The 15,961-nt window shown below is 63.8% G+C and carries 15 protein-coding genes and 1 tRNA gene; 14 read left to right on the plus strand and 2 right to left on the minus strand.

Going from position 1 to position 15,961, the window contains the following annotated elements; translation table 11 throughout:
• Positions 1-38 precede the first annotated feature (38 nt).
• From LSO07_RS11420 to LSO07_RS11450, 7 genes are all read left to right on the plus strand, one after another.
• Positions 39-1,286, plus strand: coding sequence for an aspartate kinase (locus LSO07_RS11420; RefSeq protein ID WP_034784049.1), 1,248 nt, complete (start codon positions 39-41; stop codon positions 1,284-1,286).
• 110 nt (positions 1,287-1,396) lie between these two features.
• Positions 1,397-1,489 (plus strand) — tRNA-Ser (locus tag LSO07_RS11425).
• A 339-nt stretch (positions 1,490-1,828) separates the two neighbouring features.
• Positions 1,829-3,874 carry a multicopper oxidase family protein gene (locus LSO07_RS11430; RefSeq protein ID WP_191909647.1) on the plus strand — a complete coding sequence of 682 codons (2,046 nt, stop codon included), beginning with the start codon at positions 1,829-1,831 and terminating at the stop codon, positions 3,872-3,874.
• Positions 3,875-3,941: 67 nt separating this feature from the next.
• Positions 3,942-5,645, plus strand: coding sequence for a tyrosinase family protein (locus tag LSO07_RS11435; protein ID WP_191909648.1), 1,704 nt, complete (start codon positions 3,942-3,944; stop codon positions 5,643-5,645).
• Positions 5,642-6,001, plus strand: a complete 360-nt coding sequence (locus LSO07_RS11440) for a hypothetical protein (RefSeq protein WP_070259248.1) — start codon at positions 5,642-5,644, stop codon at positions 5,999-6,001. The genes LSO07_RS11435 and LSO07_RS11440 overlap by 4 nt, the downstream gene beginning before the upstream one ends.
• A 47-nt stretch (positions 6,002-6,048) precedes the next feature.
• Complete coding sequence (locus LSO07_RS11445) at positions 6,049-8,235, plus strand: LodA/GoxA family CTQ-dependent oxidase (protein WP_151094231.1); 2,187 nt, start codon at positions 6,049-6,051, stop codon at positions 8,233-8,235.
• Positions 8,235-9,383, plus strand: coding sequence for an FAD-dependent oxidoreductase (locus LSO07_RS11450; protein WP_151094233.1), 1,149 nt, complete (start codon positions 8,235-8,237; stop codon positions 9,381-9,383). The genes LSO07_RS11445 and LSO07_RS11450 overlap by 1 nt, the downstream gene beginning before the upstream one ends.
• 7 nt (positions 9,384-9,390) lie before the next feature.
• On the opposite strand, the gene LSO07_RS11455 is transcribed toward LSO07_RS11450, so the two are convergent.
• Both LSO07_RS11455 and LSO07_RS11460 read right to left on the minus strand, forming a co-directional pair.
• Positions 9,391-9,699 (minus strand): hypothetical protein, encoded by a 309-nt coding sequence (locus LSO07_RS11455; RefSeq protein ID WP_151094235.1) that lies wholly within the window; start codon positions 9,697-9,699, stop codon positions 9,391-9,393.
• Complete coding sequence (locus LSO07_RS11460; RefSeq protein ID WP_191909649.1) at positions 9,696-10,526, minus strand: PoNe immunity protein domain-containing protein; 831 nt, start codon at positions 10,524-10,526, stop codon at positions 9,696-9,698. The genes LSO07_RS11455 and LSO07_RS11460 overlap by 4 nt, the downstream gene beginning before the upstream one ends.
• A gap of 172 nt (positions 10,527-10,698) precedes the next feature.
• On the opposite strand from LSO07_RS11460, the gene LSO07_RS11465 reads away from it, so the two are divergent.
• The 7 genes from LSO07_RS11465 (at position 10,699) to LSO07_RS11495 (ending at position 15,927) form a co-directional block, all read left to right on the plus strand.
• The gene (locus LSO07_RS11465; RefSeq protein ID WP_151094239.1) at positions 10,699-11,316 is read left to right on the plus strand and encodes a hypothetical protein; all 618 of its coding nucleotides are present in this window, start codon (positions 10,699-10,701) and stop codon (positions 11,314-11,316) included.
• A gap of 274 nt (positions 11,317-11,590) precedes the next feature.
• Entirely contained in the window at positions 11,591-12,130 is a 540-nt protein-coding gene (locus LSO07_RS11470; protein WP_170846451.1) for a DUF2325 domain-containing protein, read from the plus strand.
• 58 nt (positions 12,131-12,188) lie between these two features.
• Positions 12,189-13,025, plus strand: coding sequence for a TlpA disulfide reductase family protein (locus tag LSO07_RS11475; protein WP_151094241.1), 837 nt, complete (start codon positions 12,189-12,191; stop codon positions 13,023-13,025).
• A 123-nt stretch (positions 13,026-13,148) separates the two neighbouring features.
• Positions 13,149-13,424, plus strand: coding sequence for a metal/formaldehyde-sensitive transcriptional repressor (locus LSO07_RS11480; protein ID WP_151094243.1), 276 nt, complete (start codon positions 13,149-13,151; stop codon positions 13,422-13,424).
• Positions 13,425-13,434: 10 nt separating this feature from the next.
• Complete coding sequence (gene dmeF, locus LSO07_RS11485; protein WP_151094245.1) at positions 13,435-14,400, plus strand: CDF family Co(II)/Ni(II) efflux transporter DmeF; 966 nt, start codon at positions 13,435-13,437, stop codon at positions 14,398-14,400.
• Between the two features lie 91 nt (positions 14,401-14,491).
• Positions 14,492-14,833, plus strand: a complete 342-nt coding sequence (locus tag LSO07_RS11490) for a zinc ribbon domain-containing protein YjdM (protein WP_034784061.1) — start codon at positions 14,492-14,494, stop codon at positions 14,831-14,833.
• Positions 14,834-14,901: 68 nt separating this feature from the next.
• Entirely contained in the window at positions 14,902-15,927 is a 1,026-nt protein-coding gene (locus tag LSO07_RS11495; RefSeq protein ID WP_151094247.1) for an RNA methyltransferase, read from the plus strand.
• The last annotated feature ends 34 nt before the right edge of the window (positions 15,928-15,961 follow it).

The raw sequence follows: 15,961 nt of genomic DNA on the forward strand, positions 1-15,961 counted from the left end.
CTCCTTTTTTATTCTTCTTGAGCGGAAACTTCACTCTTATGGCTTTAATCGTCCACAAATATGGCGGTACGTCGATGGGCTCGACTGACCGTATCAAGAATGTCGCCAAGCGCGTTGCCAAGTGGCACGACGCTGGGCATCAAATCGTGGTGGTGCCATCCGCCATGTCGGGCGAAACCAACCGCCTGATTGGACTGGCCAAGGAAATCATGGATCAACCCGATCCCCGTGAACTTGACATGATCGCCTCGACAGGCGAACAAGTGTCCGTCGGCCTATTGTCGATGGCACTGCTGGCGATCGGCAAACAAGCCGTATCCTATGCTGGCTGGCAAGTCGCGATCAAGACCGATTCCGCCTTTACCAAGGCACGCATCCAGTCGATCGATGACGAAAAAGTCAAACGCGACCTCGATGCGGGCAAGATTGTCATCATTACCGGTTTCCAGGGCGTCGACGAACACGACAACATCGCGACCCTGGGCCGCGGCGGTTCCGACACTTCGGCCGTGGCGATCGCCGCCGCCATGAAGGCGGCCGAATGCCTGATCTTCACGGACGTCGACGGCGTCTACACGACCGACCCGCGCGTGGTCTCCGAGGCGCGCCGCCTGAAGACCATCACCTTTGAAGAAATGCTGGAACTGGCTTCGCTGGGTTCCAAAGTGCTGCAAACGCGTTCGGTGGAATTTGCCGGCAACTACCGCGTTCCCACGCGCGTGCTGTCGTCGCTGACCGACCCGATGTTGCCGCTGGAAATAGAAGCCAATTCAGGCACCCTGATTTCGTTTGAGGAAGATACAAACATGGAACAAGCAGTCATCTCCGGCATCGCCTTCAACCGCGATGAAGCCAAAATCACCGTGCTCGGCGTGCCCGACCGCCCAGGCGTGGCGTACCACATCCTGGGACCGGTGGCGGACGCGAACATCGAAGTCGACATGATCATACAGAATCAGTCGGTCGACGGTAAAACGGACTTCACCTTCACCGTCTCGCGCGGCGAATACGCGCGCGCGCTGGCCGTGCTGGAAGCGAACCGCGAATCGCTGGGCGCGGCCAGCATCACGGGCGACGCGAAAGTGTCGAAACTGTCCGTCGTCGGCGTGGGCATGCGCAGCCATGTTGGCGTCGCATCGCAAATGTTCCGCACCCTGTCGGAAGAGGGCATCAACATCATGATGATCTCCACTTCCGAGATCAAGATCTCCGTGCTGATCGATGAAAAGTACATGGAACTGGCCGTGCGCGCGCTGCATAAAGCGTTCGAGCTGGAAAAAGCTTAAATATCCAAAAATATTGCCCCACGCCCTTGACCAAAGGGGGGGCAATCGATATTATGACGTTCGTCGCTGCAGCGCAGTTAGCTACAGAGACATAGTTGAGTAATCAGCTAGGAGACGTGGCCGAGTGGCCGAAGGCACATCCCTGCTAAGGATGCATACGGCTTATACCTGTATCGTGGGTTCGAATCCCACCGTCTCCGCCAGAATCAAATAAAAAAGCCTCCCCTGCGGGAGGCTTTTTTATTTGTCTGGACGGAACGGTGGGATTCGAAGGGCTGGGCCGTGCCGGCCCAGCCCTCTCCGAATCGCCCAACCACCGCGCTTCGCGCGGCACGTTGGCCGCGCAGCGGCCAACGCCGTCCCCCCATCTCAGGCTTCAGCAGCCAGCTCCCCCGTCGGCCCCAGTTACCTCAGCAATAAAAACAACAAGTGACTTAGTGTGAGTATTGACTCTTTGTCATTATGGATAATAGCAATGTTACTAATAAAAAATACGCATGCCCAGCCATGCTTCCATTGCCGAGTCCAATCAAGGAGTTGTCATGTCCAATCGCCTTCCCCGCAGCTGTCTGTCGCTGTGCCTGGCCGCCATGCCGTTCGCCTGCGGTGCCGCCTTCGCTGCGGAAACCACGGTGAATATGAATCTCGACCTGAACCTGAAGTCCGTGCCCAAACTCGAGCTGCGCCTGCTGCAGGAGCCGCCGAAACTGAAGGCCCGCGCCAGGCCCGCCAACCGCGCGGCAAGCAAGCGCGATGAGTACGAGAAAGCGTACGACCTGTACATCCGCTACGCCAACGGCAGCATCTATAACCCGACCACGGCCAAGCATGACAAGGTGCGCCTGCGCTCCTACCAGCAGACGAGCGGCCTGGCGCTCGATGGACGCGACGAGAATGCGGCCACCTTCATGGCGCCCACCGTCGTGATGGCGCCGGGGCAAACCGTGCGCTTCAGGTTGTACAACCAGTTGCCGGTGCTGCCGGCCGAGCAGTGTGCGACGGACGATATCAATGCGCCGCGTCCGCCTGGCTGCTTCAACGACACCAATCTGCACTCGCATGGCCTGTGGGTCTCGCCTTCGGGCAATAGCGACAATGTGCTGATATCGATCAAGCCTGAGGTGGATTTCGAGTACGAATACAATATTCCCATCGACCATCCGGCCGGCACGTTCTGGTATCACCCGCACCAGCATGGCGCGACGGCGATGCAGGTCGCCAGCGGCATGGCCGGCGCGCTGGTGGTCGAAGGCGACCGCTATCCGACCGACAAGGCAAATGGCGACCTCGACGTCGTGCTGAAGCAATTCCAGCCCGACGATGGCAGCGGCAGCGCCGGCGAAGTGATGCTGCTGCAGCAAATTCCCTATGACTGCCCCAGCAACAGCCTGACGCCGCTGAAGCCGTGCGACAAGGAGGCGGTGGGCATGCTCGAGGATTTCAAGCAGGTCAAGGATCCCGATGCCTGGCTGATGTCGGGCCGCTATACCTCCGTCAACGGCAAGGTGCAGCCGGTGATGAAGATGGACACGCAGCGCCTGTACCGCTGGCGCCTGATCGATACGGGCTTCCAGGCTTCCGTGGTGCTGCGCATCCGCCGTGCCAACGATCCGCAAAAGCTGTTGCAGGCGCTCAGCGTGGCCAACCAGGACAAGGACGTGATGGAATTGTGCGATGGCGAGGACGTTACGCAATTCGAAGTGGCCAGCGACGGCCTGACGCACGACAGGATCATCCCCAAGACCCTCAATTACCTGCAGCCGGGCTACCGCAGCGACATCCTGTTTTCGCTGCCGAAGGCCGGCGCGTATTGCGTGTATGCGGAAACGAACCTCAATAACATGACGACGATGCATGACGTCAACAACACGCGCCTGATCAGCGTGATCACGGCCAAGACCAGCGCCAAGGCTGCCGCGCGTGCCAGGGCGGGCGAGTCGCCGCGCGATTTCCTGCTGGCCGAGTTGCGCAATGCCGTCAAGCGCCTGCCCGTTGCGCAGTTGCCCGACAGCGTCAAGGGCACCATCCTCGGCGATCTGGAGAATGGTCTCAAGCTTGCCAAGTTCGTCCCGCATGCGGGCTTCAGCGCAGAAGCAAAGGACGCGATGCGCGGCAAGAAGAAGGAGTATGCCACCTTCAATATTGCCAAGTTGGATGGCAAGACCCGCTTCATGGTGGAAGGCAAGCCGGAAGACTCGCCGGTACCCGAGCTGAAGTATGTCTATGATCCGCACCGCGTCGACCACACGCTGGTGCTGGGCACCGAGCAGATCTGGGAGCTGGCGTCGAAGAATGGCAGCCACCCCTTCCATATCCACGTCAACCCCTTCCAGATCATCGGCATCACCCGTACCGACGGCGGCGCGGTCGATGCGCAATACAAGGATCTGCTCGGCACGTGGAAAGACACCTTGCTGGTGATCCCCAATCACAAGATCGAGATCGCCACGCGTTACCAGCGCTACATCGGAGAGTACGTGCTGCATTGCCACATCCTCGAGCATGAAGACCAGGGCATGATGCAGAACGTCAAGGTGGTACTGCCGGATGGCAAGGGTGGCGGCGACATGGGCGGACATGGACACTGACCGTTCCTGGCGGGAGCGTGCCCGGCGCGCTTCCGCCCCTCCCAACCTGCCTCTGGAGCAACTGCCCATGTTACGCATGAAAACTTCCCTTCTTCCCCTCCTGGCCGGCCTGCTGTGCGCAGGCGTCTGTAGCGGGGCGCAAGCGCAGGCGGCCGTATCTTGCCGCCCGGAACTGCTGGCCCAGGCGGAGCCGGGCGGCGCGCGCGTCGTGCGCTACCGCAAGAATATCGATGAACTGACCCCGGCCGAGCTTGATGCCTTCAAGCATGCGGTGAGCGAAATGAAACGCAAGAGCCAGGAAAACGTGTACGACCGGCGCGGCTTCCTGTGGCAAGCGTGGGTGCATAACTGCACTTCCGTCGACGTCTTCAATGACCGCCAGGCGGCCTTGCCAGGCGACAGGCTGAAGCAGTTGCTGGGCGATCCCACGCGCAACAGCTGCGACATTGCCTATTTTCTCGACAAGGTGGCGACCGAGGACAATGCCCACGAGGAATTCCCCGGCGAGTGCGAGCACCAGAAAAACACCTTCCTGCAATGGCACCGGGCGCAGCTGTATTTCTATGAGCAAGCCTTGCAGGCGGCCGACCCGAACGGCGAGCGGGGGCCCAGCACGCGCAATGTCGCGCTGCCGTACTGGAACTTCACCCGCAAGCCTTCCGGCGTGCGCTATCCGAAAGCCTTCGAGGACGTCGATTCGCCGCTGTACGACGCCACGCGCAAGAAGGAGGGGCTCGACAGCTCGCTGGCCACGGCTTCGCCCAACTTGCTGGCCTACCAGATCTACTACATGGATTGGGCCGATTTCGGCGGCGACGAATACGGCAGCCTGGGCGGCGGCAACCTGGAAACGAAGATCCATAATCACATGCACGCCACCTATATGGGCGGCAACATGGGCGACAACGTCACGGCCGGCCTCGATCCGCTGTTTTATGCTTTCCATAATTTCCTCGACTACAGTTTCGAGAAGTGGCTCGACGAGCATGGCGATGCGGGCATACGCGGCAGCGGGCGCACGGCGTTCATGCGCAGCGAGCAGGACGCCAGCCTGTCCCGGCCCGTCGGCTGGAGCGCAGGCAGTGGCGATGCCCAGCGCGGTGATTCGGGCGACTACACGGCCAACATGGGCCAGGCGAACCTGTACTTCGACACGATCCGGCAGGGCTATGGCTTCCAGCCGCGCTATGGCGGCGAGTTTGCCCGCAAGAAGGATATCCAGGCCCTGATCGACCGGCACCAGCAGGCGGGTTTCGTGTTTGGAGACAACCAGAAAAGCCTGTTCGCCGCCTTGCTCAGCGACGATGCGGCCGATGGCGCGGTTGCCAGGCCAGACCTGACCGTCACGGGGGCCTACAAGATCCCGGCGCGGCGGGTCGCCAGCGACAAGCGGGCCAACATGGTGCTGGACCGCGCCCATGCGGACGAAGACTACAGTTTTCAGGCCGATATCTACCTGTATCCGGCCAACGTGGCCGCGCGCATCGGCGACAAGTCGTTCCGCGACCGCTACCTGGTGATCAGCACCAGCCACTGGGCCTTGTCCGGCCATCACCAGCATGACAAGTATGTCATCGAAACGGATATCACCGGCATCGTCGACAGCCTGGTTCCCAAAAAGCGCAGGCAGACCTGGCGCATCACGGCGGCCATCACCACCAATGACAAGGGCCGCGGCCTGATACGGCAAGGCGATTTTTCCACGCCCGTGATCCAGCTTGTCGACCGGCGCAAACTTGCCGAACCCACGTATGAGGAGAGCAAGCCATGAGCGAACTAACCAGCTTCAAGCGCGATGTGCAGGGCCTGTTTTCCCGCTATGTGGCCGACATGAACAAGGTCAAGCTGTCGAACCCGGATTCGACGGGCGTGCAGCGGCTGTATCTGAACGACTATGCGAGCGTGAAGGCGTTTGCGTGGCAGATCCAGGTGGCCATCCACGGTTACGACTATGACAGCCGCAAGGAAAAATGGCTGGTGGAGGCTGGGCACCGCCTACGCGCGCCGGGAGGGCGGGAAGGCGAGTATGTCAAGTCCGCGCCGCACCCGATGCCGCCCGACGGCCCGATGCCGCAGGAGGGCATCGATATCTTCGACCAGTGGGTCAGGGACGGCATGCAGCCGTGATGCGTTGGCCAACCGGCACAGACACCCTTGATGATCAGGAGTTCAGCATGGCATACACAGGTTTGAGAATTCACCCGGCCATCGGCATTGCCCGCGTCGGCAACAGCGAAGAATACTATCTGGGCCCGGAAAGCCAGGCCGGCATGCCGCTCGATGGCCAGGATGGCACGGGCGGCTTGCCGATCCGGCCCGGCACGGAAGACACGGCAATCGCCAGCACCGAATTGCGCGACGCCAGCGGAAAGCTCAAGCGGCAGGCGGCCCGCTTCCGCATTTACCAGTATGCGTTCGACGCGGCGGACGGCGTGGAAAGCTACCCGCTGGGCCGGCGGGGCGCGGCGGCCGAAGTGGCCATCGGCAGCATGGTCGATGGCAAGATCGTCAAGGACATCGTCTGGACCGTGCACCTGGCCAACAAGAAAGCCAATAGCTGGGAGGGCGGGGACGGCGTGGCGCCCTTCCAAAACAATGGCGCGCCAGCCCTGCGCAATCCGCACTTTGGCGAGCCGGGCTCGCCGCATTTCGGCACGCCGGCCGACCCGCTGCGCCTGAAGCTGCTGGTCATCGACCCCGGACCGCGCAGCGTGCAAGCCTCGCGCCAGTCGGTGCAGCAATTCGACGCCGCCACGTCGCCGTCGTGCGCGGAGGCGGCCAGCGGCGCCGTGCGCAGCCTGCCCGACTACCCCGTGTCGTTCCCGCGCGGCGGGCAGCCTGGCGCGCCGGCGCAGGGCCCTGGCGCCATCATCGCGTCGCTGGGCGCCATCACGACGGAAAAGAATGGACGATTGCTGGTGCTGGGCGGCTATGGCAAGGCATGCGGCTTCGACGCGCAAGGTAATTATTCGGCCACCGCCATCCTGGACGACAATGTCAACAACGACAACTGGTTCGATGATGTGGCCGATGGCCCCGTCACGGCCATGCTGCTCTTCGCCGACGGCACGGCGCGCAGCGTCGAGGGCAGCGCCTGGGTGATATCGAGCGACCCGTCGTATGCGCCGCAAACGGCGAACGTCGTGTCACTGTGGGACGACCTGTATTGCACCTGGCTGGAAAAAATGGCGCTGCGGCCCGCCGTGTATGCGGATGGCAGCTACCAGGCGGGCTACCGGAGCAACTTCAGCACCGACGTCCAGCCCATCCTGCGCGCGGCCTCGCTGCAGCGCTGGACGACCAGCTTGCCGCCCAGGGCGATCAAGGAGCACGACTTGCTGGGCAAGATGAAGGCGGCAGGCCTGACCTACCCGATCATGAATTTCATCCGCCATCCCGACCAGACGGGCGCGCCGTCGCTGAAGCCGCAAATGCCGCTGTCGCTGGGCGATGCGGGCAGCAGCCTGCTGACCCTGACCCGTGCCCAGTATTTTTTCATGGATCAATGGGCGCATGGCCGGTATGTGGCCGACAGCGGCGATTTCCTGCTGGGCGCGGGCGAAGCGCTCGACCGTACCGTCCTGTTCAACTGCCTGGGCGGCCGCTACAGCCCCGGCATCGAGATGGGTTTTATCGTGCGCGACCCCGGCCTGTACCGGCAGGCGTGGCGGCGCCATGATGGCGGTGGCCCGTTCCGTATCAATGCACAGCATCTCGATTACCCGGCCGCCGTCAGGGACCGGCCTTTCCTCGGCGCCGGCTATATGCCGCTGCGCGGCGGCGAGGTGCAGCCCGGCGACGTGTCGAAGTTCATGGCCTTGCCGTGGCATACCGATTACAACTCGTGCGCCACGCATCTGCCGGACCCGAATCCCGGCGGCACGGTGCGCAATAACCAGCAGGCGATCGATGCGGCCACGGCGATCAAGGGCAATGGCTACAATACCTTGCTGTACTCCTCCTGGCCGGCGCAGCGGCCCGTGGCCGTGTACACGTACGACGACGTCGTCGCCAACGGCGGCGAATTGGCGACGCCGCGCTACTCCGTGCGCGGCAAAGGCACGCGGGCCGATGGGGTGCCGTCGACCACCCCGGAAAATGCGGAAATCGACCGGCCCGCCATGCATGTGGGCCGCTACCAGGACCGCGCGCAGTTCCTGCTGAACTGGCACCGCATCGGCGTGGTCGTGCAAAGCACGGCGATTGCGCGCAAGGCGGGCGAGAAGGCCATCTGCAAGGATTACTACCTGGAAGTCGAGAGCCTGTTCGACAGCGATGAAAGCAACCTGGTCGAGTATTGGCGCAACACGGCCATCGACAAGGTGTACCGGCCGAAGCCGCAGCCGAAACCGAAGCCCTGATGGCGGCGGTAACAGACAGTCCCGGCGCGGTAGCGCCATCGCGGCAGCGCTACCGGGTCGCCATCATCGGCGGCGGCCCGGCCGGCTGCGCCTGCGCGCTGGCGCTGGCGCAGCATGGCGTGCACGACGTGCTCGTGATCGAGGCGGGCGACTACGCGCAATTTCGCATCGGCGAGAGCATTCCGCCCGAAGCCAACCGCCTGTTCCAGGCGCTGGGCATTGCGCAGGAATTTTTCGCCGAAGCGCATGCGCCTTGCCATGGCAGCTGTTCCTGGTGGGGCAGCGCCAAGCGCGGCTACAACGACGCGCTGCTGCATCCGCTGGGCCACGGCTGGCACCTGGAGCGGTCCCGCTTCAATGGCTTCCTGGCGTGCCAGGCGCGCCTGCGCGGGGCGGAAGTGCTGCTGCGCGCCAGCCTGGCCGCGTCGGCCCCGGAGCAAGGCGGCGGCTTTGCCCTGGAATTGATGCTGGGCGATCCGGCGCACCCGCGCCCGGCCAGCATCCATGCCGACCTGGTGGTCGACGCCAGCGGCACGCGCGCCGTCTTCGCGCGCCAGCGCGGCAGCCGCAAGGTGGAAACGCTGCCGCTGGTCTGCCTGGCCATGCGCTTCGCGGCGCCCGATGGCCCCCGTTCCGGCCTGACGCACCTGGAAGCCGTCGAACATGGCTGGTGGTATGGCGCCCACCTGCCCGACGCCACCTTGCTGCTGGCGTTCTACAGCGATGCGGCCACCGTCAAGGCGCGGCGCCTGCAGCTTGCCGGACACTGGCTGGCATGGCTGGCGGCCGCGCCCAACACGGCCGCGCTGGCCCGCGGCGCGGTGCCGCTGGCAGGCGGCGTGCAGAGTTTTCCCGCGCCGTCCTACTGCCTCGACCAATTGCATGGCGACGGCTGGCTGGCCATCGGCGATGCCGCTTCGGCCTACGATCCCGTCACCTCGCAAGGCATCGTCAAGGCGCTGGCCAACGGCATGGCGGCCGCTGGCGCCATCGCCGGCCACGCCACCCTGGGCGCGGTGGCGCACACGGTAGCGCAGCGCCATGCGCAGTACCTGGCGCAGCGCCAGCAGTATTACGGCTGGGAGCAGCGCTGGCCCGCCGCGCCGTTCTGGCTCCGCTTGCATGCCGGCGCGCAGGTGCCGGCCTGAACAACCGTCATGGCGCGCGGGCCGCTGCAGTGGCTTGCTGGTCGCACGCCGCCAGGGTGCCGCTGCATGTGGAAAACGTTTCCAGATAGGTGATGGATTTTTCGTACTCGTCAATCAGGTAGCGCAGTTGATATGCCCCGTCGGCAGATTCCCCGGTGGTCTTGTCCTGCAGCCTGTACATATCTTTCAAAAAGCGTTTTTGCCGCGCCAGTTCCCCAGTCAGGCGCGCCTTGCGCTCGGCGGCACGCGACAGCGCGGGCAGGGCGAAGTAGAGTCCTGCAACCACGGTGACGGTGACGGCGGCGACGGCTTTCATGCGCAGGGGCCGATCCCTTGTATCCGGCAGAATGCCGCCAGGTCGGCCGGATAGAAGGGCGCGTCGCGATAGCTGCTGTCGTCGATGCCGAGCACGCAGGTGATGGCGGCCGCTTCCCACGACCAGTAGCCCCAGAACGACGTATCGCGCTGGTGGCTGTCGTAATAGGGCTCGCGGCGGCTGGCGTCATACCATTGCCGCAGGTACTCCTGCATCAGCGCGGGACGCGCATCTTTTTCTGCCGCGAATATCTTGAGTGTGTTGATGTAGGGCCGGTGGCGCGTGCATGCGGGCCAGGCGCTATCCCTGCCGGCGACGAAGCAGGCCAGCAGCCGTTCCAGCAAGCCATCCTTTTCATGGTTGTTGAAATCGATGACCGGCGCCAGCTTGGGCAGCAAACTGCCCCAGCCGAGCAGAATGCCGAGGCAGACCATGCGGTTGACTTGTTCATACGCGTCGCCGGGCAGGGCGAAGTGGGGAAATCCCTGTTCGGCTTCGCTGGCCTGAGCGTCAAATATCATGTCATACCGGGCAAAGGCCAGCCAGTAGCCGAGTATCGTGGGATATGATGCGCGCAACTCGTCGAGCGGGTGGCCGGCGCTGTAGGCGAGGGCGAGCTGGTCGATCCCATCCCAGGCCCGCTGGCGCGTAGCCGTCATGAAGTTTTCTGGTGGAATATTTCGCAGCACTTCTTCCGGCTGTTGCAAGCCGGCTTCCACCATGTCGCAGCCCTCGTCCTGGCTTTCCTTGCTTTCAAGATAGATGGCATATGACAGCCGCGGTTCCCTGCGCCTGGCCAGAAAATCCTGTTCGTCCAGCGTTTGCATTCTTGTTCCTTGTGTTTGCAAGATTACACCGTAGAAAGAGTGATCGAACAAGCGTGATTCAATTGAATCGTGTGCCAGAAAGAAATATACAAAATAGCTACTATGAGCGACAAGATGGCGCGCCCTGGGTATTTGTCGGCTGCCATCGTCTTCCACATGAATCGGAGCAAGCATGAGTATGATGAAATGCGCGATGCAATGCGCGGCCGCCGCGGCCCTGTGTGCCACCCTGTCGCCCGCCATGGCGGCATCCGCGCCGGCCGCACCCCCGTTTCTTGACGTGCTCGTCTATCAGTACGCCAATTGCGTCAAACCTTCCTACCATCAGGCTGGCCTGCTAGTGCAGGACGGGACGGGGCGCTACCAGATCGACGTCAAGGGCGAGACGTACACGGTCGAGCTGCAGCAACGCATGGGATTTTCGCTGCAGGCGGGCATTGACGGTCCCGTGGCGGCCGTCGTCAAGCTGGACCGGCCTCCAGAGGGGCAGTTCGAGGAGCAGGCGCGCTGGCGCGAACGCTGGCTGCGCGATGTGGCCGAGCGCAGCGGCGTGGCGCTGGACGAGCGGACGCTTGCGGGCGGCGCGCGCATTCTGACCGTCAACAAGGGCGAGATCAAGGGGCATTATGTAGGGCAGTCCCTGCTGATCGATCCGGCACGGTTGTTGTTCATCGATATGGCGTGGCCGAACACGCTGGGAATCTATCGTGGCCCTGACGGCCTGCGGCATGTGCGGCAGGTGCAGGATGACGTATGGCAGCGCCTGCTGTCTTGTCCACCGGCTGTGTGACGCTGGCGGCCACCCGATACCCCTACTGCGCGCACGCGCATAGACAAATAATAATGATTCTCATTTATAATGCGGCTCAATGGGGTGGCGATGGGCCGGCGCCATGGCGCCATGCATGGTGAGGGAGGGCATGATGGGCAGTATGTACGGCAATGAGGATTTGATCGCGCATGAGCATCGCGTGCTGATGGGCGAGTATGGGCGGGCGCAGGCCCGCTGCAGTGCGCAGCTGGCCGCGCAGGCAGCGCGCATCGCGCAGCTGGAATCGGAATTGATGCGCGCGCGGGCGCAGGTCGTGATCCGCGATACGAAGCTGGCGCTGGCGCGCGACGAATTGGCCGAACTGGCGGCTGCGGCACCGGGCCTGCCCACGCGGGCACGGCTGGCGCGCAAGGTCGAGTGGCTCGGTGAGCGCGTGCAGGACCTGATGCGTGAATTGCTGCGCCTGCAGTGGGTGCCGTCGCCCGCCTTGCAGGCCGACGTGCGCGAAAAGGCCGTGCTATATGTGGGCCACTATTCAAGTCTGGAGCCGGGCCAGGATGCGGGTGGCGCCAACGCGGCGCAACTAGCCATCGAGCAGGCCGGCGGGCGCTTCCTGCATCACGCGGGCGGCGATGATGGCGCTGACGATGCGGCGGCGCTGGAAGCGGGCCTGGTGGCGGCCGACCTGGTGATTTGCCAGACGGGCTGCGTCAGCCACGACGCCTACTGGCGCGTGCATGACCACTGCAAGCGCACGGGCAAGCAGTGCGTGCTGGTCGACCAGCCGCAAGCCATGCATTTCGTGCGCAAGGAAGCGTTGGCCGCTTCTTAACGCCCGCTTAATCCGCATGGGCCACAATGGCCGTCCCTCGACGTTCCTGAAAGCGCCCATGCTGTCCCTGCAAATCGGTCCCCTGGCCCTGCCCACGGGCCTCGTCCTGCTGTTCGTTTTCCTGTGCGTCGCCTACGGCGTGGCGGGCTGGCTGCGGCGCTATCGCCAGCTGCCGGATGCCGGCCCTCTCGTTTCCGACATGCTGATTGCAGGCCTGCTGGCGGCGCGGCTGGCATTCGTCTTGCGCTGGCACGAGCAGTATTTCAGCTCCCCCTCGGCGGCGCCCTGGTCCATCATCAATATCCGCGATGGCGGTTTCATGGCGCCGGCCGGCATCGCGGCTGCCCTGGCCATCGCCGCGTGGCGCTGCCGGCGTCCCGCCATGGCGGCCATGCGCCGTCCCCTGGCCATCAGCGTCGCGTCCGGCGCGCTGGCCTGGGGCGTGCTGAGTGCAGGGATCTCGCTGGCCTACGACAAGCCGGTAGCCTTGCCGGCCGTGGCGCTGCGGGCTATCGGTGGCGCGCCGGTGACCCTGGCGGCGCTGGCCGGCGGCAAGCCCATGGTGGTCAACCTGTGGGCCAGCTGGTGTCCGCCATGCCGGCGCGAGATGCCCGTGCTGGCTGCCGCGCAGCAGGCGCGCGCCGACATCGTCTTCGTGTATGCGAACCAGCGCGAGGATGCGGCGGCGGCCAGCGCTTTCCTGGACAGAAGCGGTGTAACCCTGCGCAATGTGGTGCTCGACAGCGAGGCGGCGCTGGGCAAGGCGGCCGGCTCCTCGGCCCTGCCCACCACCCTGTTTTATGATGCGCAGGGGCGACTGGTCGATACGCACCTGGGCGAATTATCCGATGCCTCGCTGGCCAGCAAGCTGCAGAAGATCGCCCCCGCGCCCTGACGAGGACACGCCTTCTTGACGGAGCCGCCATCGTTCGCGCGATGCGCGGTTTTTTTGCGCCTGGCCGTGGCCGTAGCGGTTTCTGATAGTATACCCCCCTATAGTATTTATTGAGGTGAAATCATGGGACACACGGCGCACAACAAGACCAAGTTGCTTAATCGCGTCAAGCGCATCCGCGGCCAGGTCGAGGGCCTGGAGCGGAGCCTGGAAGAGGGGCGCGACTGCGGCGAAGTGCTGCAGCTGATCGCCGCCGTGCGCGGCGCCGTGAACGGCCTGATGGCCGAAGTGATCGAAGAGCACTTGCGCGAGCATGTGGCCAGTCCCGATATCTCCGGCGACGAACGGGCCAGGGGCGCCGACGACATCGCGGGCATCCTGCGCACCTACCTCAAATAAGGAGAATGCCATGAAAGCGCAATCCCTCGGCGAAGACCTCTCCGCCTGGCAGCACGAACACGTTTTTGACAGCAGCAATGGCAGGGCCGAACGCCGTGCGCGCATCGTCATGTGGATCACCCTGGCCACCATGGCGCTGGAAATCGTCGCCGGCTGGTGGTACAACTCCATGGCCCTGCTGGCCGATGGCTGGCATATGAGTTCGCACGCGCTGGCCATCGGCCTGGCCGCGTTTGCGTATGCGGCCGCGCGCCGCTATGCGCGCGACCCGCGCTTTGCCTTCGGCACGTGGAAGATCGAAGTACTGGCCGGCTACACCAGCGCCATCCTGCTGCTGGGCGTGGCCGTGCTGATGGTGGCCGCTTCCGTCGAACGCCTGTTCTCGCCGCAGCCCATCCACTATCCGCAGGCGATGGCCGTGGCGGCCTTCGGCCTGGTGGTCAACCTCGTGTGCGCGCTGATCCTCGGCGGGCACGATGACCATGACCATCACCATGGTCACGGCCACGACGAGCATGACCATCACGGTCACCACCATGGCGAAGACCTGAACATGAAGGCCGCCTACATCCACGTGCTGGCCGATGCCGCTACGTCCGTGCTGGCCATCCTTGCGCTGGGCGGCGCGTGGGCTTACGGCTGGCGCTGGCTCGATCCCGTGATGGGCATCGCGGGCGCCGTGCTGGTGGCGCTGTGGGCGAAAAAACTGATGCAGGAGACGGGCAAGGTCTTGTTGGACCGCGAAATGGACCATCCGGTGGTGGCTGAAATCCGCGAGGCGGTGGAAGTGGAAAGCGCCGGCGACACGCCGCGCATCGTCGACCTGCACGTGTGGCGGGTCGGCAAGCAGCTGTATTCGTGCGCCTTGTCCGTCGTCAGCCGCGATCCCGCGCTGACAGGCGCCGAGCTGCGCGCGCGCATCGGCATCCACGAGGAAATTGTCCACAGCACCATCGAGATTATTCGCCGTCCTTGACAATGATGGCGAAAAAAGCGCGCTGATGCGGGGCGTAGGCACTATACTGTCGGCTTTTACAGCACGCGCTGTTCACCAGACAGAGAATAAAATGAGCACATTACCACCATGCCCGCAATGCAAGTCCGAATTCACGTACGAAGATGGCAGCCAGTTGATCTGCCCTGAATGCGCGCATGAATGGTCGGCCACGGCTGGTGAAGCGGCGGAAGAGGGCGCTCGCGTGTACCGCGATGCGGCCGGCAATATCCTGCAGGACGGCGACACGGTCAGCGTCATCAAGGACTTGAAACTGAAGGGCGGCGGCGGTGTCGTCAAGATGGGCACCAAGGTCAAGAACATCCGCCTGGTCGACAGCGACCACGATATCGACTGCAAGATCGACGGTTTCGGTTCCATGAGCCTGAAAACCGAGTTCGTGAAAAAAGTCTAAGCTCCTCCTTGCCATCCGCGGCGCGCCTCGCATTCCTGCCGGCGCGCCGTTTTTTTATTTCAGACGCCATGCAAATCGACCATCTCCGCCAGCGCCTGCGCGCCCTGGGCGCCAAGCCCCTGCACGAACAGCGCGTGCTGCGCGACTGGATACAGGGCCAGCCGCACGACCAGGGCCGGCGCCGCGCCGAGGATTTTTTGCCGCTGCCCGTGCGCGAGGCCTTGCCTGCGCTCGATCTCGAGCTGCAGGGCATGCTGAAATTGCTCAGCACCCATCCGGGCGCCGACGGTTCGGCACGCCTGCTGGTGGGACTGCACGATGGCCAGACGGTGGAAAGCGTGCTGTTGCCGCGCGATGGCTTGTGCGTGTCCAGCCAGGTCGGTTGCGCCGTCGGCTGCCAGTTCTGCATGACGGGCCGCGATGGCTTGATACGGCAAGTGAGCAGCGGAGAAATTGTCGCGCAGGTGGTGCTGGCGCGCACCCTGCGCCCCGTGAAAAAAGTCGTCTTCATGGGCATGGGCGAGCCGGCGCATAACCTCAACAATGTGATGGAAGCGATCGAGCTGCTGGGCACCGAGGGCAATATCGGCCACAAGAACCTCGTGTTTTCCACCGTGGGCGACCCGCGCGCCTTCGAGCGCCTGCCGCAAGGTCGCGTCAAGCCGGCGCTGGCCCTGTCGCTGCACACCACCAAGCCGGAGCTGCGCGAACAGTTGCTGCCGCGCGCGCCCAGGCTGTCGCCGCGCGAACTGGTGGACTTCTGCGAGTCGTATGCGCGCCTGACCGGCTACCCGGTGCAGTACCAGTGGACACTGATGGAAGGGGTCAACGATGGCCAGGACGAGATGGATGGCATCGTCGCGCTCCTGCAGGGGAAATATGCGGTGCTGAACATGATCCCGTATAACACCATCGACGACTTGCCGTTCAGGCGCCCCAGCTGGGAAAAGGCGCGCGCCATTGCCGCCGGCCTGCACGCGCGCGGCGTGCTGACCAAATTGCGCGATTCGGCCGGGCAGGACGTGGAGGGCGGCTGCGGGCAGTTAAGGGCGCGTGAAGCGAAGGGCAAGGTCATTCCCATCCGCACGGCGTAGGTCGGATTAGCGGGAACCGCGTAATCCGACACGG

Origin of the sequence: Janthinobacterium sp. PLB04, from assembly GCF_021165895.1 — a bacterium.
Lineage (GTDB): Bacteria > Pseudomonadota > Gammaproteobacteria > Burkholderiales > Burkholderiaceae_D > Janthinobacterium > Janthinobacterium lividum.

What these genes read in the sequence shown, in the direction of transcription:
- LSO07_RS11420 (WP_034784049.1), top strand. Translation starts at nt 39, where the DNA reads ATGGCTTTAATCGTCCACAAATATGGCGGTACGTCGATGGGCTCGACT.
- LSO07_RS11430 (WP_191909647.1), top strand. Translation starts at nt 1,829, where the DNA reads ATGTCCAATCGCCTTCCCCGCAGCTGTCTGTCGCTGTGCCTGGCCGCC.
- LSO07_RS11435 (WP_191909648.1), top strand. Translation starts at nt 3,942, where the DNA reads ATGTTACGCATGAAAACTTCCCTTCTTCCCCTCCTGGCCGGCCTGCTG.
- LSO07_RS11440 (WP_070259248.1), top strand. Translation starts at nt 5,642, where the DNA reads ATGAGCGAACTAACCAGCTTCAAGCGCGATGTGCAGGGCCTGTTTTCC.
- LSO07_RS11445 (WP_151094231.1), top strand. Translation starts at nt 6,049, where the DNA reads ATGGCATACACAGGTTTGAGAATTCACCCGGCCATCGGCATTGCCCGC.
- LSO07_RS11450 (WP_151094233.1), top strand. Translation starts at nt 8,235, where the DNA reads ATGGCGGCGGTAACAGACAGTCCCGGCGCGGTAGCGCCATCGCGGCAG.
- LSO07_RS11455 (WP_151094235.1), bottom strand. Translation starts at nt 9,699, where the DNA reads ATGAAAGCCGTCGCCGCCGTCACCGTCACCGTGGTTGCAGGACTCTAC.
- LSO07_RS11460 (WP_191909649.1), bottom strand. Translation starts at nt 10,526, where the DNA reads ATGCAAACGCTGGACGAACAGGATTTTCTGGCCAGGCGCAGGGAACCG.
- LSO07_RS11465 (WP_151094239.1), top strand. Translation starts at nt 10,699, where the DNA reads ATGAGTATGATGAAATGCGCGATGCAATGCGCGGCCGCCGCGGCCCTG.
- LSO07_RS11470 (WP_170846451.1), top strand. Translation starts at nt 11,591, where the DNA reads ATGCGCGCGCGGGCGCAGGTCGTGATCCGCGATACGAAGCTGGCGCTG.
- LSO07_RS11475 (WP_151094241.1), top strand. Translation starts at nt 12,189, where the DNA reads ATGCTGTCCCTGCAAATCGGTCCCCTGGCCCTGCCCACGGGCCTCGTC.
- LSO07_RS11480 (WP_151094243.1), top strand. Translation starts at nt 13,149, where the DNA reads ATGGGACACACGGCGCACAACAAGACCAAGTTGCTTAATCGCGTCAAG.
- dmeF (WP_151094245.1), top strand. Translation starts at nt 13,435, where the DNA reads ATGAAAGCGCAATCCCTCGGCGAAGACCTCTCCGCCTGGCAGCACGAA.
- LSO07_RS11490 (WP_034784061.1), top strand. Translation starts at nt 14,492, where the DNA reads ATGAGCACATTACCACCATGCCCGCAATGCAAGTCCGAATTCACGTAC.
- LSO07_RS11495 (WP_151094247.1), top strand. Translation starts at nt 14,902, where the DNA reads ATGCAAATCGACCATCTCCGCCAGCGCCTGCGCGCCCTGGGCGCCAAG.